20 protein-coding genes, 2 pseudogenes and 1 riboswitch are annotated in these 19,915 nt (G+C 50.5%); of the genes and pseudogenes, 7 read left to right on the forward strand and 15 right to left on the reverse strand.

The genetic code is table 11. From position 1 onward, the window contains the following. Positions 1-632: 632 nt before the first annotated feature. Together SD70_RS35100 and SD70_RS33725 are read right to left on the reverse strand one after the other, a co-directional pair. Positions 633-854: a helix-turn-helix transcriptional regulator gene (locus tag SD70_RS35100; RefSeq protein WP_197081096.1), complete on the reverse strand. Its 222-nt coding sequence runs from the start codon at positions 852-854 to the stop codon at positions 633-635. Beyond that, positions 811-1,650, reverse strand: coding sequence for a cupin domain-containing protein (locus SD70_RS33725; RefSeq protein ID WP_052487691.1), 840 nt, complete (start codon positions 1,648-1,650; stop codon positions 811-813). The genes SD70_RS35100 and SD70_RS33725 overlap by 44 nt, the downstream gene beginning before the upstream one ends. Before the next feature lie 130 nt (positions 1,651-1,780). On the opposite strand from SD70_RS33725, the gene SD70_RS20485 reads away from it, so the two are divergent. Continuing rightward, entirely contained in the window at positions 1,781-2,572 is a 792-nt protein-coding gene (locus tag SD70_RS20485) for a phytanoyl-CoA dioxygenase family protein (protein WP_041049374.1), read from the forward strand. A gap of 66 nt (positions 2,573-2,638) precedes the next feature. On the opposite strand, the gene SD70_RS20490 is transcribed toward SD70_RS20485, so the two are convergent. The 3 genes from SD70_RS20490 to SD70_RS20500 all read right to left on the reverse strand — a co-directional run bounded on the left by SD70_RS20490 (position 2,639) and on the right by SD70_RS20500 (position 4,842). After that, positions 2,639-2,872 carry a hypothetical protein gene (locus tag SD70_RS20490; RefSeq protein WP_041049375.1) on the reverse strand — a complete coding sequence of 78 codons (234 nt, stop codon included), beginning with the start codon at positions 2,870-2,872 and terminating at the stop codon, positions 2,639-2,641. Positions 2,873-2,935: 63 nt separating this feature from the next. Beyond that, a complete protein-coding gene (locus SD70_RS20495; protein WP_041049376.1) occupies positions 2,936-3,898 on the reverse strand; it encodes an MraY family glycosyltransferase in 963 nt (320 codons plus the stop codon). Positions 3,899-3,933: 35 nt separating this feature from the next. After that, positions 3,934-4,842, reverse strand: a complete 909-nt coding sequence (locus SD70_RS20500; RefSeq protein WP_041049377.1) for a DMT family transporter — start codon at positions 4,840-4,842, stop codon at positions 3,934-3,936. A gap of 159 nt (positions 4,843-5,001) precedes the next feature. Between SD70_RS20500 and SD70_RS20505 the strand changes: the two genes are divergently transcribed. After that, complete coding sequence (locus SD70_RS20505; protein ID WP_041049378.1) at positions 5,002-5,877, forward strand: LysR family transcriptional regulator; 876 nt, start codon at positions 5,002-5,004, stop codon at positions 5,875-5,877. 63 nt (positions 5,878-5,940) lie between these two features. Here the strand turns inward: SD70_RS20505 and SD70_RS20510 are convergent, their stop codons facing one another. Both SD70_RS20510 and SD70_RS20515 read right to left on the reverse strand, forming a co-directional pair. Further along, complete coding sequence (locus tag SD70_RS20510) at positions 5,941-6,633, reverse strand: hypothetical protein (protein ID WP_331436825.1); 693 nt, start codon at positions 6,631-6,633, stop codon at positions 5,941-5,943. Next, positions 6,620-8,494, reverse strand: coding sequence for a recombinase family protein (locus SD70_RS20515; RefSeq protein WP_082053528.1), 1,875 nt, complete (start codon positions 8,492-8,494; stop codon positions 6,620-6,622). Before SD70_RS20515 ends, SD70_RS20510 begins: the two co-directional genes overlap by 14 nt. Positions 8,495-9,321: 827 nt before the next feature. Beyond that, positions 9,322-9,384, forward strand: a riboswitch (Fluoride riboswitch). Between the two features lie 65 nt (positions 9,385-9,449). Between SD70_RS20515 and crcB the strand changes: the two genes are divergently transcribed. The 3 genes from crcB to SD70_RS20525 are packed head-to-tail and all read left to right on the forward strand — an operon-like array spanning position 9,450 to position 10,828. Beyond that, a complete protein-coding gene (crcB, locus tag SD70_RS35105) occupies positions 9,450-9,845 on the forward strand; it encodes a fluoride efflux transporter CrcB (protein WP_231571365.1) in 396 nt (131 codons plus the stop codon). Next, the gene (locus SD70_RS35110) at positions 9,845-10,204 is read left to right on the forward strand and encodes a fluoride efflux transporter FluC (RefSeq protein WP_082053530.1); all 360 of its coding nucleotides are present in this window, start codon (positions 9,845-9,847) and stop codon (positions 10,202-10,204) included. Before crcB ends, SD70_RS35110 begins: the two co-directional genes overlap by 1 nt. 24 nt (positions 10,205-10,228) lie before the next feature. After that, the gene (locus SD70_RS20525) at positions 10,229-10,828 is read left to right on the forward strand and encodes an undecaprenyl-diphosphatase (protein WP_041049379.1); all 600 of its coding nucleotides are present in this window, start codon (positions 10,229-10,231) and stop codon (positions 10,826-10,828) included. 756 nt (positions 10,829-11,584) lie between these two features. Here SD70_RS20525 and SD70_RS40065 read toward each other — a convergent pair. Together SD70_RS40065 and lgt are read right to left on the reverse strand one after the other, a co-directional pair. Beyond that, positions 11,585-11,782 (reverse strand): annotated as a pseudogene (locus SD70_RS40065) (putative iron-sulfur cluster-binding metallochaperone); the annotation flags it as partial. 216 nt (positions 11,783-11,998) lie between these two features. Then, complete coding sequence (gene lgt, locus SD70_RS20530; protein WP_052487692.1) at positions 11,999-12,928, reverse strand: prolipoprotein diacylglyceryl transferase; 930 nt, start codon at positions 12,926-12,928, stop codon at positions 11,999-12,001. Between the two features lie 143 nt (positions 12,929-13,071). Between lgt and SD70_RS20535 the strand changes: the two genes are divergently transcribed. Beyond that, the gene (locus SD70_RS20535; protein WP_041049428.1) at positions 13,072-13,536 is read left to right on the forward strand and encodes a CBO0543 family protein; all 465 of its coding nucleotides are present in this window, start codon (positions 13,072-13,074) and stop codon (positions 13,534-13,536) included. On the opposite strand, the gene SD70_RS20540 is transcribed toward SD70_RS20535, so the two are convergent. Genes SD70_RS20540 through SD70_RS20550 form a run of 3 tightly spaced genes read right to left on the reverse strand, consistent with a single transcriptional unit; the run spans position 13,537 to position 15,489 of the window. Then, positions 13,537-14,181: a hypothetical protein gene (locus tag SD70_RS20540; RefSeq protein WP_041049380.1), complete on the reverse strand. Its 645-nt coding sequence runs from the start codon at positions 14,179-14,181 to the stop codon at positions 13,537-13,539. A gap of 12 nt (positions 14,182-14,193) precedes the next feature. Further along, positions 14,194-14,757, reverse strand: a complete 564-nt coding sequence (locus SD70_RS20545; RefSeq protein ID WP_041049381.1) for a TlpA disulfide reductase family protein — start codon at positions 14,755-14,757, stop codon at positions 14,194-14,196. Positions 14,758-14,775: 18 nt separating this feature from the next. After that, the gene (locus tag SD70_RS20550; RefSeq protein ID WP_231571348.1) at positions 14,776-15,489 is read right to left on the reverse strand and encodes a cytochrome c biogenesis CcdA family protein; all 714 of its coding nucleotides are present in this window, start codon (positions 15,487-15,489) and stop codon (positions 14,776-14,778) included. A 165-nt stretch (positions 15,490-15,654) separates the two neighbouring features. On the opposite strand from SD70_RS20550, the pseudogene SD70_RS20555 reads away from it, so the two are divergent. After that, positions 15,655-17,085, forward strand: a pseudogene (locus SD70_RS20555) (bifunctional metallophosphatase/5'-nucleotidase). 353 nt (positions 17,086-17,438) lie between these two features. Here the strand turns inward: SD70_RS20555 and SD70_RS20560 are convergent. From SD70_RS20560 to SD70_RS20570, 3 genes are read right to left on the reverse strand one after another with little or no spacing between them, the layout of a single operon-like run. Further along, positions 17,439-18,122, reverse strand: a complete 684-nt coding sequence (locus SD70_RS20560; protein WP_041049382.1) for a hypothetical protein — start codon at positions 18,120-18,122, stop codon at positions 17,439-17,441. Continuing rightward, positions 18,119-19,255 carry a sensor histidine kinase gene (locus tag SD70_RS20565; protein WP_197081098.1) on the reverse strand — a complete coding sequence of 379 codons (1,137 nt, stop codon included), beginning with the start codon at positions 19,253-19,255 and terminating at the stop codon, positions 18,119-18,121. The genes SD70_RS20560 and SD70_RS20565 overlap by 4 nt, the downstream gene beginning before the upstream one ends. After that, positions 19,191-19,883, reverse strand: a complete 693-nt coding sequence (locus tag SD70_RS20570) for a response regulator transcription factor (RefSeq protein ID WP_041049384.1) — start codon at positions 19,881-19,883, stop codon at positions 19,191-19,193. Before SD70_RS20570 ends, SD70_RS20565 begins: the two co-directional genes overlap by 65 nt. Between the last annotated feature and the right edge of the window lie 32 nt (positions 19,884-19,915).

Genomic DNA, 19,915 nt, shown 5'->3' on the forward strand with positions numbered 1-19,915 from the left:
GCAACGGCGGGGCTGTGCCGGGTGTTTGCGGAACGGTGTTCCGTTAATGTGGGCAACGGCGGGGGTGTGCCGAGCGTTAGCGCAACGGTGTTCCGTTAATGCGAGCGGCGGTGGGGCTGTGCCGAGCGTTAGCGGAACTGTGTTCCGTTAACGCGGGCAGAAACGAGGTTGTGCCAGGCGTTAGCGGAACTGTGTTCCGTTATGCGCGGTCTTGGGACTGTCGTAATGGTGAAAACGTGCCGAATTCGCGTAAATAGCGGACTCTGGTTCCGTTAACTTTGGGAAATACCCGGGAAATGAAGCGATAACGGAACGCTATTCCGCTAAGCCTTTTACGCTCCGGGATGCTGCCGTGAACAGTCGCAGCTTTGCACTCCGCATTTAGCCGGCTTCTGCAATAAGCAACTGCAGGCAGCGGTTAGCCTAGTAAGCTACTGTAAGCTGACACGTACTGTATTCCCCGGCAAGCCGCAAGCTTCACATGCTTCAAAAAGCAACAACAAACTAACACAGGCTTGCGCTCCTCAGGTCAGCTTCCTAAGCCTTCCCCATCACCGCGCAACCTTCAAGCAAAAATGAGTTGCTCGCCGCCGTGCAGACGCGGCAAGCCGCCGCAAGAGGCCGTGCGCCTCTCATCGCCGTTTGCCGCGACCGCGAAACGCGGCGGGCGCCATTCCCATCTGCTTCGTGAACACGCGCGTGAAATAATGCACAGAGCCGAACCCGGTGCGCACCGCAATTTCTTTGATCGGAAGAGGTGATTCCGCAAGCAGCTCCGCGCCGAGACGCACGCGCTCTTTGCGAAGCCATTCACCGACCGGCTCGCCTTGCTGCTCCTGAAAGAGTCTGGACAAATGGCGCACCGACACATGCAAATAGTCGGCGACGTGGGCAAGGCGCAACGGCTCGGCCAAATTGTCGCGCATGAGCAGCTTGGCCTGCTCGACGAGGCCGTGCGTCAGCCGCGCAGCGGGCTTCGCCGCCCCCCCGCTGCTGCAGCTCCGGAGCGAACAGCTGCGGGAACGAGGCCGTGAGCGCGTACGCGATCGCGTCCAGGGCAAGGGGCTCGCCCTGTGCAGTAGCGGCCGCTTCGCGAAGCAGCGCCTCCCACAAATGTGCGGCAGCCGTATTCGCGGCGTCGTCCACCCAGAGCAACCGTCCCGCAGCTGCCAGTCGCTCGTACGCTTCCGTCAGCGCGGCGGTCTCGAGCTTGCCGTTCCCGCCATGCCCCGGCATCGGCGCCGCAGCACCGGCACCGGCATTGGCATCGTGGGGACTGAGGGTACGGTACGCCCCTTCCCCCGCCTCCTGCTTTTCCATGTCCGATTCCGTTTCAAACGCGACAAACAGCAAGTACAGCTTGCCTTCGGGCTCGACCGTAATTTGATGAGGCACGCCCGGCCGCGAGCAAAACATCGTCCCCGCCCGAATCGGCCATTCCCGCCCGTCTTCATGATACGTTCCCGTCCCGCTCGCGCAGTAGCACACTTCAAAAAAAGAATGCTTGTGCGGCCGGTTGGACAATAGCCCCGGCGCCGCTCCCCAGTAATGGACGCGCAGCGCACCCTGCCCGCCGGACACCCGGCGGATGCGAGCGTTGAGCCCGTTTTGCGCGTCGCGCCACGCTTGTGCGGACAATGGAACCGCCATGATCGCCTGCCACCTCTCCCCCAAATGTCCGTATCGGACAAAAACGTGTCTTTCCCGCATAAATACGGACAACGCTTGGCGTACTATAATCGGCTTATCTTGAATCCCTTTACAGGAGGCTGTTAGTGCGATGATAACACAGGCAGATATCGACTTCTACCGGGAAAATGGCTATTTGCTCGTCAAAGGCGTATTCTCGCAAGCGGAAGTCGAAGAGATGCGGACGGCGATCGAACACATTTTGCGCCGCGCCGTAGAGTCCAAATTCGACAAAAACCATACGTGGGATGGCGATTATCTCGGCGACGAAGACGTGCGCAAGCTCGTGTTGAAAGGCTTCCACGAAGTGCATTACCATCACGCCGCATTCACGCTGGCCGCCGCACATCCGAACATGACCGCAGTGCTTCGCGGGCTTATCGGGCCGAACGTGCAGCTCCACCATTCCAAAATGCTCGTGAAGCCGCCGGAGAAAGGCGCCGCCTTCCCGTTGCATCAAGACTACCCTTACTTCCCGCACGAGCGCCACACGATGCTCGCCGCCAGCCTCCATCTCGACGACGCCAATATGGAAAACGGCTGCCTGTGCGTCGTACCGGGCTCGCATAAGCAAGGCCCGCTGCCGCACGTCGGCCGCTACTATCTCGACCACCGCACTTACCCGCTCAGCATAAGCACCCCGTGTCCGGCGGAAGCGGGCGACGTATTGTTCTTCAACTACTTGACGATTCACGGGTCCGATGCGAACCGCAGCCAGCGGCCGCGCCGCAACGTGCTGTTCCAGTACCGCGATCCGCTCGACCCGCCGACCGAAGACACGCATTTCGACTGGGGCATGGGACTTATGGTTGCCGGCGAGAACGCCGACTACTTTAACTTCCGCGAGCGCATTGCTACTACGAAACGCGGGAGCGCCATCTGACGCACGCAAGCGAAAACGGCACGCCCTCCGAGCTGAGGAGGACGTGCCGTTTTGCATGGGCGATGCTTACAGCCGATCGCCTTCATCTTCATGATACGCGCTATGCTCGGCGCCGCCGGTGAAATCGCGCTGGATCGTATCCATTACCGCTTCCACCCACTCGTTCAAGCTGTCGGCCGGCCCGACGTCCTCGCCCTCCGGCGGGGTCGGGATGCCGGCTGTCGGCTCCGCCGTCTGGCTCAAGTCCTGCTTCTCGCTCACGGAATCCTCTTCCTTCCTTGCCAAAATCACTGGCGTCACGCCGCTAGTTTCCGCCTCCCGACGGCCGTTTATGCGCGCAAAAAAAAAGCCGCCGGGGCGGCTTTACACTTTCAGCAGCAGCAGGATGATCGACGACAGGCTGAGGCATAGGCTGATGAGGCACAAGACGGCGACGACCTGCTTCGGGCTCATGCCGCTGCGCAGCAGCCGGTAGTGGGCTTGGCTGGCATCGGCTTGATAGATCGGCTTTCCTTGCGCGAACCGCTTGGCGATCACGAACAGGTTGTCAAAAATCGGAACGCCGAGCGCAAGAATCGGGATGAACAGCGACAGCACCGTCGCCTGCTTGAACGCACCGTCGAGTGCGATAACGCCGAGTATGTATCCGAGGAACGTCGCCCCGGCATCGCCCATAAACACTTTGGCCGGAGGCTTGTTGTAGCGCAAGTACGCCGCCGCCACGCCGGCAAGCATGATGGCCATCAGCGCCGAACCCGTCTGCCCTTTGGTCAGCGCCACGATGAACAGCGTCACCGCCGAAATGGCCGATAAGCCGCCCGCCAACCCGTCCATACCGTCCATGAAGTTGATCACCGTCGTAACGCCGAAAATCCACATGATCGTGAGCACGAACTGCAGCCAGTCGCTAAGCACGACGAAATCGCCGCTGAACGGATTGTAGAAGCCGGTGAAACGGATTCCCGCCGCATACACGAGCACGGCCGCCGATACTTGCACGATCAGCTTCGGCAGCGCCGCCAGCTCTTTGCCCCGCGTTTTGTACCAGTCATCGACCGTGCCGATGACGAGCAGCAGCACCGAGCCGCCAACGATCGCCGCCGTCTGCCAATCGAAGCCTCCGGCGCCGAAAACGAAATACGTGACGAGAAAGCCGATGAAAATCGCGTAGCTGGCCGTCAGCGGAATCGGCTCGCGGTGAATTTTGCGTTCGACGTCGCGGCGCGGTTTGTCAACGAAATCGAGCCGGAAGGCAAGCTTGCTGAGCGGAGGGATGAGTACAAATACGATAGCGAACGAAAGGACGAAAGCAAGCGCGTACTGAATGGGGGATCAACTCCATGCGTAAATGAATAGTTCTGTTATTCATTATAGGAGTTGCCGGATATTTTGTCGATATACGGAATTTGATGCGCTGCCATCCTTATCCCTTCCCAATTGACCAAAAAAATGCCCGCGCATATGAACGCCCCGCCTACCCCGACGCTCCATCCTACCTTCTCGCCGAGCATCAGCCAGCTCGACAGAACGCCGAACAGCGGCACAAGAAACAGAAAAGCGCTCGTTTTCCCGGGATCTCCGGTGCGGAGCAAGTAAAACCAGAGCGAGAACTGGACGATCGAGCCCATGACCGCAAGCCACAGCACGACGGCAACCGAAATCTCGTTGAAAGCAAAGCGCGGATGTTCTGCAAACATGCTTAAAACGAGCAGCGCGATTCCCCCGGCAAGCATCTGATAAGCGGCGAGCACGTTCATATCGAACGCCGGACCCCATCGTTTGACGAGCAAAGTGGCCATTGCGAACGAGAGTGCGCCCGCAAAGCCGATGAAGGTGCCCGGTTGAAAGCCCATATGAAGTCCAAAGGCGAATACAACGCCAATAAAACCGACAACCACTCCAAGCCACTGCCGCACCTTGTACACCGCCCCGGTCAGCAGCGTCCCAAGCACGATGACGAGCAGCGGGTTCGTACAGGTGATGATCGAGGATTCGCCGGAACTGATCCAGCGCATGCTGAAGTACGCGCAGCCCATAACGCCGGCGGATTGGAACAGGCCGACCGCAGCTGCTTGCAGCCACATTTTTCCCCCGCGCGGCTGGGGTTTCCGGGCGGTGAGGAGCGCCATCAGGCAGCCTGCCAGCACAAAGCGAATTCCCATCAGAAAAAACGGCGGCGCGTACGACAGACCGATTTTACCGACAGGAAAAGCAACGCCCATTAAGAGCGTAGTGAAAATAATGAGAGCGAAATATTTGCATTTGTTCATGTTCGAATCCTCCCTATCGCTGTTGGATGGTTCCAGTTTAACGGAGGATTGGTTTTATGTATAATGATTGTTGAAGATACTTGAATTCATTATTTATGATATTAACTAATGAAGTCGATGCCGCTTGGCGGTATCGCAGAACAGACGGAGGCGATCATGATGGAGAGCGCAGATTTGCGGGTCTTCCAAGCGGTAGCCCGCGAAGGATCAATTACGAAAGCCGCGTCCCGGCTCGGTTACGTCCAATCGAACGTGACGGCCCGCATTCGGCAGCTGGAATCGGAGCTCGGGACCGAGCTGTTTTTCCGCCACAACCGGGGCATGACGCTTTCCCCCAGCGGCAAAACGCTGCTCGCGTACGCCGACAAAATCGTCGGTCTGATGGACGAAGCTGTAAAAGCTCTTACCAGCACGGACGACCCGGCCGGGCGTCTGCTGATCGGGTCGACGCAATCGGCGGCCGCGGTCCGGATGCCCAAGCTGCTTGCCGCCTACTACAACCGTTACCCGAATGTGCAGCTGTCGCTTACGGCGGGGCATTCCGACTTTTTAACCGAGAAGGTGCTCCAATATGAACTGGACGGCGCCTTCATCGGAAACAAGAGCAATCACCCCGAGCTGCAATCGGTACCCGCTTTCGAAGAAGAGCTGGTCATCGTCTCGGCGCCGCCGGTAACGAGTCTGGAAGAGGCCGTCACCAAGCCGATCCTTGTGTTCAGCTCGGGCTGCACCTATCGCGACGTTCTGAAACGGTGGCTGCCTACCGTCGGGTGGACGCAGTCGGTCGTCATGGAATTCGGCACTTTGGAAGCGATCATCGGCGGCGTCGCGGCGGGGCTCGGCATCTCGCTCCTGCCCAGAAGCGTTGTCGGCAAGCACGAGGCGGACGGTGCGATCCGCGTGCATGCGGTTCCCGATACGATCAGGCATATGCCGACTACGTTCATTACGCGCAAAGATTCGTTCGCCAGCAGCGCCTTGCGCGCTTTTATCGCCACGTTCTCGGCAGCCGGCGAGCCGCTGGAAACGGTATGAATGTATCAAAAAAGCAATGCCAGGCTTGCCGCAGCATGCCTGGCATTGCTTTTTCCATCTTCCTTATTCGGGATCCCGCCCGCCATCGCCGACTTCCTCCGGCAGCTGCGCCGGGGCAGCCTCGGCAAACGACTCGATAAGCGCCCGAGGCTTGACTTCGGGCGGCTCCGGCCGGGTACGGCCGTATAGCCGCACATAGATTTGCTCGATCTCCTCGCCGGTCAAATCGCCTCGCATCAACAGCTCCTCTGCAATGGCATGAACGAACTCGGCGTGCTCCTTAACCAGCTCTTTCACTTGCTGCATCTGGTCTTTCAGCAGCTCGTTGATCTTGGGCCTGAGCGCCTTGAGAGCTTCTGTTCGCGAGCCTATAGCGAGATAGCTGAACAGATCGTCGCCCATGCCGACCATACCAAGGTACGTACCGGCCATCTCAGTCGCCCGCCGCAGGTCGGATGTGACGCCGTTTAACTTTTTGCCCAGAAACTCCTCTTCCACTGCCCGGGCAGCCAGGCAGACCTGAATGTCCGCCAAAATTTCGCTGTCGGTGCGGTTGTACCGCTCTTGCGTCGGCTTCGTGGCGGCAAGACCGAGCGAATCGCCGCGGCGGATGATCGTCACTTTCCACACCCGCGCGTGCGCCTTCAGCAAATACTGCGCAACCGCATGGCCTGCTTCGTGATAGGCGACGTTCCGCTTCTCGTCATCGCTCATGGAGCGAAGCGGCTGCTTGAGGCCCCATTCATAGGTCTCCATCGCGGCCCGGAAGTCGTCGTAACCGGCGACTTGAGCGCCCCGCTGGTGGGCGATCACGACCGACTCGTTGACGATATGCTTGATCTGCGCCGGGCTGTAGCCAACCGTATCGAGCGCCGCCCGCTCTGGGGTCAAAGTAGAGTCCCGTTTCACCTTTTGTATTGTTCTCGGAATAGGAAGGCACTTTCCCCCTTTCACCTCGCAAGGACTTTTTTTGCTTATGCATCTTGCTTTGGATGCTGTTATGGAAGCCTGTTTTATATACGAAGGTCAGTTTGTACGGCTCGTGACTTTCCTGATTGGAGTTCTCCCCAATAATAACTTTATCGACAATGCTTTCGAATACGTTCCGGTCGAATGCGGTCAGAACCTCATTCGTTTGAAGCACTTTGCGAAAATGTTCAAGCCGTTTTACCAAGTCAATTTCATCTTGCGCGGATTGCTCCAACTGTTCCTTTTCTTCGAGCAATTTAGTAAGCGAAGTATCGAGTTCCGCATACTTCTGTTCGTAAGTAGCCCTGTCTATTTTCTCATCCAGGCACAAATCAATTAGTTTGCAACGTTTTTGCTCCGTAACCTGAATATCGCTGATAATTTTGTTCAGTCGCTTTTGATTATTCTGGTCGCTAAACACGGACTCCATTCTTTTCATAAGCTCGTCCAGCACATCCGAATTGTTGCGGCACACCAATTTGTACGATTCGACAAAAGCACCCTCAATCAGCCTTTCCTCCAAGGCTTTACTGTGAGGGCAGTATTTCTTCCCCTTTTTCGTGGCTGTCACGCACTGCCAAATCACCTTCTCGTGCGGGGTTCCGCTGTGCCAGTTCCGCCGCGAGAGATTGCTTCCGCAGAAAGCACATTCCAACTTGCTGCTGAAAGCAAATTTTCTGCTGTACTTGTCCCGCTTGCCTTTTGCGCCGCGGCAGCGATTTTCGCCTCTTCGATGCAATATATCCTGCGCCTTCTCAAATACTTCCTCGCTGACAATCGGCTCATGATGATTTTTGACATAAAACTGATCTTCCTCGCCGTAATTGTCCAGTCTTCTCTTGGAAATGGGATCGACGGTAAATGTCTTTCCTTGCAGCAAATCGCCTTTGTACTTCTCATTCTTTATGATACCAAGAACGGTTGTGTCCTGCCATTCGACCCTTCCGTACTTGGTCTTATGTCCCGCCTCAGTCAGTTCCTTGGCAATAACGTAAGCGCCGATCCCCGATGTATATCGTTCAAAAATATAGCGGACGATTTCGGCTTCTTCTTGATTAACGGCTATCGTTTTCGTATTCACATCGTAATCGTATCCCAGACAACTTTGAAAGCCCACCAGTTCGCCTCGCTTCATTTTCATCTTTAGACCTTTTTTTACGTTGGCGGAGATGTTCTCCACTTCCTGCTGCGCTACGGAGCTTAGAATGACGAGCAACAATTCGCCGTCCATCGTCAGCGTATTGATATTCTCGTCTTCAAAAAATACGGCGATGCTTTTTTCTTTCAACATTCGGACGTATTTCAACGTATCCAGCGTGTTTCTTGCAAATCTGGAGATAGACTTCGTGATGATCATATCAATTTTCCCATCCATACAATCGTTAATCATGCGTTGGAAATTCTCTCGCTTCGTTACCTGAGTCCCGGTTATGGCTTCATCTGCATAAATATCAACCAGCACCCAGTCGCTTCGTTTGCTAACGAGATCGGTATAGTAGGCGACTTGCGATTTGTAGCTGTTCAATTGCTCCTCAGTGTCGGTACTTACGCGGGCATAAGGGGCGACGCGAAGAACATCCGATAACTTTCCGGCGTTGCGATCCGATATTTTCCGACTTGCTTTAATCACTTGCACTTCAAGAGCCATGATGTTGTCCTCCATTCTTATTTACTTGCCATCAGTTTAATAAGAGATGGGCGGACCGACAAATGTGCGAATCAAGAAGTAAGGTCCGAAATGATGCCGTAATCCTGCATCGTTTTGTTCTTTATCAAATGAAATTCGCTTTCTGTAATCAAAGATAATGCCAGCAGCTGTCTTATCATAGCGATTTGCATACTGTACCGGATGAGTTTATGGTTCATAGCTACCTCCCAATCATTCTTAAAAACAGAAAAGCAGAGATGCGCAACGAACAAAACCTTATGCGCGCATCTCTGTTTCCGCCTCTGTTTTGGTTGCTTCTCTTCCATTAACCCTATCCGGCGGACAGTGGTTGACCGTCCTCATAGGCTTCAAACCTCTTCCAGGATCGCTGCAAGCCGCCCCCATTGCGCTGAACTGTGGCTAGACGGAAGTATCATTATCCCTCCGCATGGGTCTTCGCCTTAAATGGAACCACCATTTATGTATTGCATGGGCAAAATCGCTCGCAGTTTACCGCTTCTGATGAAAAAACATGCAGAAATAAGAATCGGCAAACTGGTCGTGGCGCACCTGCAATTTGGCTCTCCCTTTTAGGCCATGCGGGGAACGTACCAGATAAGATTGTATTTAGTTTTCAAGGATCAATGAAGGATGAATAATATCCCTCTAATATTCATTTCATTTTTAGGGCAAAATCGGAACTACTTGTCCAAAAACTATCCTGCGCGGCTGCCTTTTTTTGAGACAATTAAATACCTATCTGGATTTGATATATAAAATACAAATCGAGATTGACTAGAACGGCGATTTCAAATAAGATAAAAACATGTTCATAAGGCGATGGAGTTCGCCATAAACCGCCGGTAACGGCTAATGACTCCTACCAGATTTTTATTCTGGTAGGAGTTTGTCTTTTTATGTGAATAATTGGAAAGGAGGGGTCGATTTGATTTATGTGTATCTCGGTGTCGGCGGAACGTTCGGCGCTATTAGCCGCTATTCACTTGGCATTTGGATAGGAGAACGTTTTGGACAAGCATTTCCGGTTCACACGCTAACAATTAATTTATTGGGTTGTTTCTTACTTTCTCTCTTCTATACGCTGACCACGACAAGATTTTTGGTACATCCGCACTTCCGCTCTTCTTTTGGAACAGGATTTGTTGGGTCGTTCACTACGTTTTCGACCTTTAGTTATGAAAATGTAACATTGCTTCAATCAGCACATTATGGATTAGCATTGCTCTACATTGTAGCAAGCCTGCTCGGCGGTTACCTGTTCACAAGCTTAGGTATACGCTGGGTAACTATGAGAAAGGCAGAATCCAGCAAGAAAGTGAGTAAACGTTAATGGATATTTTATGGATAGGCATTGGTGGGTTTATTGGGGCGATTAGCCGATTTGCTGTCGTGGAGGCGTTTAGCCGACGATCAATATCATCGATTCCTTTCGGAACGCTGACTGTAAACCTGGCAGGCTCCTTTTTACTCGGCCTTTTGTATGGGATGACTTTGAATTTACATCTTACCGCCCTTTTGGGAACGGGCTTATTAGGAGCTTTCACAACTTTTTCTACATTCCAGTACGAAATTGTACAGATCCGCCGACTATATAAATGGCGCTCTATTGTCTCTTATGTGTCTATCAGTGTGATTTTTGGAATTACTTTCTGCGCATTAGGTTATGTACTCGGGCATTTGTGGACCTAGACGAACATCAGGAGGATTGCCGCTATGAATTATGCTGTTTTTCAATTTATTAACGATTTGTCGGGACATCTTATTTGGCTCGATTCGATTATGGTACTTGTAAGCAAATACGGTTTGGAGTTGTTTGCTATATGGCTCGGATTCGTGTGGGTACTTGGCGATGATCGAAGGAAACATATTGTTTTGCAGTCGGGGATCGCCGGGATACTGGCTTTGTTTCTGAATTATGTGATTGCCCAGTTCTATTTTGAGCCTCGGCCGTTTGTAAGCCATCCGGTTCATTTACTGTTCCCTCACGCAGCGGATGCTTCCTTTCCAAGTGATCATACATCGGGGGCATTCGCACTTGCATTAACGGTACTTATTTGTAAACGCTGGTCCGGATGGTGGGGCTACAGTATGTTGGCTTTAGCCGTTGCAACAGGGATTTCGCGAGTATATGTTGGCCATCATTATCCGGGAGATGTGATAGGGTCCATCGTAGTAGCTTTTTTAGCAAGCCTATTGCTTCAAAGCCGTTGGATATTACTTGCGCCGCTTTCTACTTTTATAATAAAAATGTATAAAAAATTGTTCTTTCGCCTTTTGGCAAAAAAAAAGTTGAACTTCCAAGTTAATAAATAACGATTGTAGTAGACTCATAAGCTCATTGTATTCCAAGCTCATAATCCTTCATAAGCTGATAAAACGTTGGCTTCTTCTCCGGGTCGGCAGCTCGTATAATTTCGGAATCTGGGCATCGAAGACCAGTTTACATCTAGTCGATTGTTTCCGTCTTGTTTCTACCAGACCAAATTTCCCCATTTTAAGGGCAGGGTCTAATGCAGTAAAGCGGTAGCTCTAAAAAGGTTACCGCTTTACTTTGTTGTACTCCGACAAGATCGTCGTCTTTAAGGGGCACAGGAATGATTCATGCGAACTAAAATTTGTTTTACCAAAGATGTCGCTGTACTTTTGGGATTCGCAATCAATGTCTGTCCAAGAACCTTTGGGTTTACAGAAGAAAACCCCTAGCTTCGTGAAGATCAATATACCACGCTGGTTGGAATTCCGCCGCTAACCGAAATAAAACAGCCGGTAGCGGCGACGTGACGCTTCATTTTGTTTGCGTGGGAAAGTCCGATTCAAATCAGGAACTCCCCTAATACGCCGCTTGTAGGCATTCTGATCAACAATTGTCCATGAGCACCTGCCGCTATCTAACTGCGCTCCCATTTACTCGGTCTCGCAAAGTCCACATTTGAACGGTCCTCGGTCATCGAACACACATACGCTTTCAAAAAGCTGTAAAATAAAATGTTTTTTCAACGCTAAAAATACGAAAAATCCGGGTTTTCCAACTTTTAAGGGATTCTGATTTTTTCAAGTTTCCAAAATAAGTTAACCTTTTTTGAGACCTCTTACAAAAGCGTTCACGTTACCTAAGCAGCAAGCCCCTTGCGGGTTGTTTACCTCACATCCACAGCGACCTGCCTAAACATGAGCTTTAATTGGGTCAGTTGGTTGTTGGTCGGTTTCTATTGCTTGACTGAGGCGCTCTCTCGTCCAACTGAAACAATAACATACAGGCACACCCATTGTCTAACGACACAAATGCCGGGACATTATCCTTCAGCTGTCTGCTTCATAAACAGTAGCACGTTGTATTCAAATCGGTCCCGTTATCCAACACCGTATATACGCTCGTCCCAACGGTCAATACGGCAGCCAGTGTATGATGATTAGAGGATACAAAAACGCCGCAGAAATTAGATCTGCGACGTTTTTATTGCCCCGCGATGCTTTTCGTGAATGTCATATTCCGCTTTCCATAGTCTTTGTTGTTTTTTCTAATGTATTTTTAACGATTGAATCCTTATAATGCCCTCCGATATGTTTCCTTCTGCGAATGATTATAATCGCGACAGCGGCAAGGGTAATCATAACCGATAACAATTGCGAAATACGAATGTTTTTGCCTGCCTCCATTGCTCCCCATCCAAAACTCGACATTGGAGACCATAGAGCTTTCAAGAATGAAGCCAACCAGTTCGGTCCAGCGAAAACCAAACTATCCGTTCGAACACCTTCTATGTAAAACCGGCCCACCGAATACCAAATAAAATAGCTCATAAACAGTTCCCCTACACGTAGAAACGGACGTCTTCTGAGGAACAGTAACATGGCTAGTCCTAATAGACTCCAAATGGATTCGTACAGGAATGTAGGGTGATAATATATTCCGTTAATGTTCATCTGATTTACGATAAAATCCGGCAGATGAATTGTCTTTTTTAAGAAGTCTTTGGATACAGATCCTCCGTGGGCTTCCTGATTGACAAAGTTCCCCCACCGCCCCATCATCTGCCCAACAATAAGACCTGGAGCACAGATGTCAGCAATGCGTAGGAAGCTGTATCCCTTCCTGCGCGTGAATATTACAGCTGCTATTATGGCGCCAATAAGCGCACCATATATCGCGATTCCCCCGTGCCATATTTTTATTATTTCTACGGGATCGTTTTTGTATTGTTCCCATTCAAAAGCTACATAGTAAAGTCGGGCACCGACCAAGGCGGAAGGCAATCCTATCAAGAGAAGATCAAAGAAAAAATCTTGTGGAATTCCGAATCTTTTTCCTTCACGAATTGCCAAGATCAAGCCAATCAAGGCTCCAAAACCAATTATCACACCATACCAGTGTATTTGAAGAGACCCTATAGATAAGGCAATTGGGTTGATCATGGATTAAAAGGCCTCCTTTGTAACTGCATGATCATGGATACCAAACATCAGTTTTTTTTTCAAAATGCCAACGCATACCTATACGATAAATTTGCCATGCTAAGGTGAACGAATCTTTGCAAATAGCAAGGCAGGTGTACCTCTTGGAGGACATTATTCAATATACTTTCCTTGTGTTGTGCGCAGGTTCCGTTTTTATCTGGCTGAGAAAGCAGCCGATCAAAGATTGGCTTATCATTTATTTTCTTAAAGGATATATATCCGGATTTATTGATTCTTTCCTTGTCGCTTATCACGTATTATCCTATCCTGTTCGTCTGCTGCCCCAAGTGTTCAGCATTGGCATTCTCTTCGACCTATTTGTTTTCCCGATTCTTTGCGTTTTTTATAATCAAACAACTTATAAGTCCAAGCTGCTTGGTATTATTGGACAAGCGTTCTTATACAGTCTTCCAGTTTCCATTCTTGAGTATTGGGCTGAAAAAAATACGCAATTAATTGAATACCATAAGTGGTGGACGCTTTACCATACTTTCCTGTTTATGACGACGACATTCTTATTCGTTCGTGCTTCCATCGGTATCATTCGTAGGTATACAAAACCGTAACTAATTGTAATGCAGTTCTAGAACGATATCATCAACGCCAAATCCCCGAAGGGTATGAATCAATGAAGACTGCATAAGACTAATATCGCTTCCTGCTTCCTCTGCTCTCTTCATTGTTATAACAACTCGGCCAACCGGTCCGTTGAAGTTCACGAGTTCAAGTTCGCATGACTCAGGAAAAGGATTCGTATAGCCATATACTTTCGCGCTCAAAAGCAACTTGATCGCCGTAATGCGAGGAGCTTTTACGGAAGTAAGATTTTCATATTGGATTTGTACGGATTGTAAACGACCTTCTCGCAACAGATATATCGTATAGGTCTCCTTGATGGCGGTGTTTTCTTCATAACAGACGGTTTTTGGGGCTGGATGCCGTTCGAGCTCCTGGACGTATTCAAGTACTTTTTCCGTTTCTAAAAACCCTTCAATTCTTCCCATTTCATTGTTCTGCGCATCGAGAAAAACCGTCGTGGGATTTTTCTTGATGCGATATTCGTTCGTCAAATTAATCTGTACGTCAACGAATGCGGTGTTCAGCTCGACTTCGGGCAAGTATTGCATGACCTCTCGCAACACTGTCCCCATCGACCTGCCGATCGGGCATGCGCTAAGCGTAAACAAGAGGATCCGGATTGGTTGTTTCATTATTCCAACTCTTTAATTCATATCTGCTATGGAGTCCTTCATGATGCTGTATGTGATGGCTCCCTGGAATTTATGGCGAATGATTCCCTGTGTGTCGATAAACAACGACGTAGGATAAGAAATAACGACATATTCGTCGCTGACTTCCCCGGCGCTGTCTTTCACCATAGGGAATGTGAGCTTGTATTCATCAATGAAATCCGTGGCGTTCTTCGGCGACTTTTCGGTAAAAGTCAGATTAACACCCAACACGACAACGTCCTTGTCCTGAAACTCCTTATAGAACTTCTCCATATGCGGCATTTCTGCTCGGCAAGGAGGGCACCAGCTTGCCCAGAAATTCACCAGAACCTTCTTTCCCCGATAGTCGGACAAAAAAATCTCTTTGCCGTCGAAAGATGTCAATTTGAAATCGACGGCTAGATCCCCTGCATTGATCCCGGCTTTGGCGTTCACGGTAGGGTTTTCCTGCGTTTGTTTGTCCGGATTGTCACCTTGTTTCTTCACGTTATCAAAGACGCCCCATGCAATGAGTCCGATCAAAAATATTCCGATAATGAGATTACGTGATTTCATTTTTGTTCCTCCCAGGTATTAGTACGGCGAGAATGAATAACGGGCAAGCAGCGCGCTCAACTTTTGCAACTGGCCGGTATAGAGCAGCAATCCGAGCACGATCATCAGCACGCCGTTCACCATGCTAAGGGCGGGCTGCATACGATTAACCCGTTTGACGATCTTAAGCGAATAAGTAAGCACCAATGAGATCATCAGAAATGGGATGCCAAGCCCCAAGGAATAGACGGACAATAACCCCATGCCCTGCAGCAGCGTATCCGATGAGCCCGCCAGAATCAGAATCGAAGAAAGAGCAAGTCCGACGCACGGCGACCATCCAGAGCCGAATGCCAGCCCGAGCAAGAAAGAGCCTATCCACCCTTTTCTTTTATCTCCGCTTCCCCATTTGACTGAACCCATCAGAAACTTCAGTTTCAATAAGCCGGTCATTTGAAGTCCGAAAATTACGATCAGCAGGCCGCCAATCTTTTCAATCCAATCCCTCTGCATCGCCACGTATTGCCCGATCACGCTGGCGGTGGCCCCCATCGCCACGAAAATGACACTGAATCCCAGGATGAAACCGACGGAGCGCATGATCAGTATTCTGCGATTGGCGGCGACCTTTCCTCCCTCAATCATCGCGTCCGCGATATGGGACACGAAAGCGGGAACAAGCGGAAATACGCACGGCGACAAAAACGAAAGCATTCCCGCCGTGAAAGCGACGACAATCGATACTTGTTCCAATCACATTCCCTCCTTTCTCGGTAACATCTTACGGATCGATTGTTTAGATTCGTTAAAGTTCGTTTCTTTTGCCCGATTTCTTTTTTAATAAATTTGAAAACGGGCCACACTACGCAATAACTAAGCTGTGGTTAGGCAGGTTTGAATTGGAGGGTGCTCATAAAAATGAAACTGACGATTTTACAACAGAACGATACACATGGTTGCTTGGAGCCTCATCCCGAGTTTTTCTGGCATGCAGGCCGTCCCATTTATCGAACCGCCGGCGGTTATGCCCGAATTTCCGGATATGTGCAGCAAGTTCGCGAGGATACCGATCATGTGCTTTACGTAGATGGCGGAGACGTGTTCCATGGAACCGGTCCCCTTGTGAAGTCGCAGGGCGAGATCATGATTGATATTCTCAACCACTTGCGCTTGGATGCCATGGTGCCGGGAAATTGGGATTTCGCTTACGGACCAGACCAATTGAGGAAACTGGCTGGCTCTCTTCAATTTCCCCTTCTCGCCTGCAACGTCCACGGGAAAAAAACTCCTTTCGCCGCGTACGCCATCAAAGAGTATCCCGGTTGCCGCGTGGGTTTGATCGGATTGGCTTACCCTCATTTGGAAGAGACGATGCCTCCTTCTTTTGCGGGAAACTTCAATTTTACACATGGCGTTGAGGAATTATCGAAATGGATTCCGAGACTAAGGTCGGAGGAAAAGGCGGATCTCATCATCGTTCTCAGCCACATGGGACTGCCGCTTGATGTCAAATTAGCCGGCCTGGTTTCCGGCATCGATATTCTGCTGAGCGGGCACAGCCACGACAGAATCAAGAGGCCGATTCGCACCAATGGGACTCTCATCGTGAAATCCGGCGCCAGCGGATCATTCATCGGCAGATTAGATATAGAGTTGGAGTTTGGACGCATTGCCCGGTTCCAACATCGTCTCGTGACCTTATTGGAAGCAGACTATCCCCTCGATCCGAACATGCAGACGCTTATAGACGCCCATCTCTCCCCGTATCGTAGCGAAATGATGGAAGTTGTGGGCCAATTGGCGACGCCGCTTCATCGTATGATGCTCAATAAGGCTCCGATGGATCGAATCATCACCGATTCCTATATTCTTGCGACGGGAGCTGTTATCGCTTTTTCACACGGTTGGAGATATGGAGCGCCTGTCTTACCCGGACAAGTCACATTGAGGGATTTATATAACATCATTCCGACCAACCCCAGGCTATTCACCTTGGAAATGGAAGGAATGGACATCCTAAAGGCGCTGGAAACCAATCTATAGCAAGTTTTCGCGGCCGATCCATTCGATCAAAAGGGCGGGTATTTGCTGCGATCCTCTAACCTTTCCATGGCGTTCAAGCCCTACAACCCGGTGGGGGAAAGAATTCAACACATCGAAATCGGAGGAAGTCCGCTTAAGTTGAGCAAACGCTACAAAGTAGCCGGAGCAGGCGAGCTGGTATTGAAGAAGTATACGGAAGGAAGACGCGTTCTCGATACGGATGCGTTCGGTGCCATTCGTGCTCAATTCGCCGAACACCCGGAAGGTCTGATCGTTAACGAATCCTCCTATATTCATTGTATTTAAAAGACGGGAGCTTGCCTGATGGGGCAGCTCCCGTTTTTCGTAAATATTCAATTTCTGTTATGCAATACGTGTAATAAAGCTTGCTTTTCTTCTTGGATTTCAGACGCGGTTCTGACGCCTAGTCTTCGAATCACCGGAAGCGGCGGGCACCATCCCTGGAGCGCATGCTGAAGCAGAAAACCTCCGACGACGCCTGAAAGCAGGAACCACTTCTCTGTTCCGTCCTCTGTTGAATCCTCTGATTGACCGCGTCATCGGTATGAGTTTCGACACGTTCTGCGGTTGCGGGCAACATCATACGAACCCCTCCCGTTTAGAGTCGTCTTGGCCTTATCTTACACCGATTCCACGGCTCATGCGCTCTTCGTCTGCTTTTTTTCCAATAACACTTTGACCATGAAAGAAAGCAATGCCATGCTCAACCAAAATGTTTGTCCGACGGAGAATACAAACCAAGCCGAATCCCCTTCCGGCCCAACAAAAGCAATCAGCGCACGCCCAAGGCTTAGCCACAGCAGCGTGACGAATAGCGGATACGGTGCGCCAATCTGCCGGGGTTGCTGACGGATATGAAGGATCAAAATCATTACAGCCAATATTGTCGTTCCTAACGCCGGCACACCGCCCTGTTCGCGGAAAAACCACAATACTCCATGTACCGCCGTTCCCGCAAGATACCCTAAGAGGAGGAGTTCTGGAAAATAAAAAATAGGTTTCCTGAGCTTGCGGCTCTGCACCGCCAAGATGACGCATACAACTAGGCCGGCCAAATACGAACCGCGAGTCCCTCCATTGAAATAAAGCAAAGACGAAACATGCTCCCGAATGATCGAAAAGTCGAATATTGCCGGACTGAACTTCCAGACCAGCAGCCCGACGGAAAACGCGGTAATCAGGGAATCCAGAACGGCTTTCCGATCCTGTTGAGGGGTATTGCGCAGCTGCAGCCTAACCGCGAGATAACCGGCCAACACGGAAAGTGCGGTATACATGAGCGAATAGGTAATGACAATGGGACCTATCGCAATGGAATTCATGATCGCGTGCTCCTTTCTCCTTGGATTTCGTTCTGCGATAACGGTAGTGCAACCCAGAAGGTATAGTTCCGACCTTCTCTGCGAAGTCCCGTTTCCCCTCCGGATTGGCTAACGATTTCCTTCACGATCGCCAGCCCGAGTCCCGAACCTCCCATTCGCATACGCGATTCGTCCGCCCTGTAGAAACGCTCAAATAAATACGACTCCTTCTCATCCGGCAATAATGGTCCTTCATTGGTTATTTCCACGATATACATCCCGTTACGGGCCTCTCCAGAGAATCGGATCCAGCTGCTTGTGTTATACTGTATCGCGTTTTGCATCAAATTATCGAAAATTTGCTTGAGGCCTTTAGGATTCACCAGGATGGACGCCGTTTCCGCTCGGAGCATGATTTCAATCTTATTCCGGCCGGCTTCCCACCCATAAGTATTTTTAACCGCGGCCAAAAAACCGGACATCTCGACCTCGGCCTTACCCATAGACCAGCGGTCGCTGTTCGCTTCCCATACGTTTAATTGATGAAGCTGCTCGGTCAAATTCTTCAAATGAACAGCTTCTTCGTACAATGAATCATAAAGCTCCTTATCCCCTTGAATGACGCCGTTTCGCAGCGCTTCCAGATAACCTGTTAAATTGCTGATCGGCGTTCGTAAATCGTGTGAAAGATCGGCGACCATCTGTTTTTTGGTCTCTTCATTTTGTTTCAGCGCACGGATCAACCGGTTAAAATCGGCGGTCAGCTTTCCGATTTCATCATCCGAGGCTTGTGGAAGATCAGGTGGGTAGGTGCCGTCCGACATTTGCCTCGCGGCGGTCGCCAATCTCCTCAGCGGTCTGAACGCCCGTCTCGTGAGTAAGTAATGGAGGATTGTCGCTGCGATCAAAGCCAGGATGCTCGACCGGTACAAGAAACCCTGCAGGGAAGCCCGAAAACCGCTTAAGGGGGCCATGTCATACCGATTCACCAGCGAACAGGCATATTCTTTTACCGTGAATCCCGCGAGCAAAACTACAATTCCTACGATAATCGCATTAATGACGGACATCTTGAAGATCAGATTGCTTTTAATAAGCCGCAAAGCGATACCCCATTCCCCGGATGGTCTCAATCGTATCCTTTTCAGCTCCAAGCCTATCAAGTTTCTCCCTGAGTTTACTGACGTGAACGTCAACCGTTCGATCTACGACGAGTTTGACATCGTTCGGATACAACTCATTTAATATTTGTTCCCTTGTGACGATCTGATTCGGGTGGCGCATGAAATAATGAAGCAGGCGAAATTCGTGCAAAGTTAGAGGGACGAGTTCTCCGCGGTATTTGGCCTCTCCTCGCAGGGGTTTCACCGTAATTCCGCGATAACTGATCTTGCCGCATCGGTGAGCCGTGCGTCTTAATACGGTTTCCACCCTTACGACAAGCTCGTGGGGACTGAACGGTTTGGTGACGTAATCGTCGGCCCCCATTTCCAGTCCACGGATTCGATCTTCTTCCGCTGCTTTGGCTGTCAACATAATCATGGGAACATCGCTCTTCAGCTCGCTGCGGATGATCCGGCACAGCTGCTCTCCTGAAATTTTCGGAAGCATCAAATCCATGATCACGAAACATGGATCATATTTTTCAAAAAGCTCACGGCCTTCTTCCCCGTCCGACGCCTCCATCACTTGATAGCCTTCCTTTTGCAAATAGATGCCAATTAGCTTTCGGATTTTTTCGTCATCCTCGATGATCAGGACGATCTTCCCTTTGTTGTCCATAGCCGTTCCCTTCTGTTCGCGTGATAAATATC

This window comes from Gordoniibacillus kamchatkensis (assembly GCF_000829455.1).
In the GTDB taxonomy this organism is placed as follows: domain Bacteria; phylum Bacillota; class Bacilli; order Paenibacillales; family NBRC-103111; genus Gordoniibacillus; species Gordoniibacillus kamchatkensis.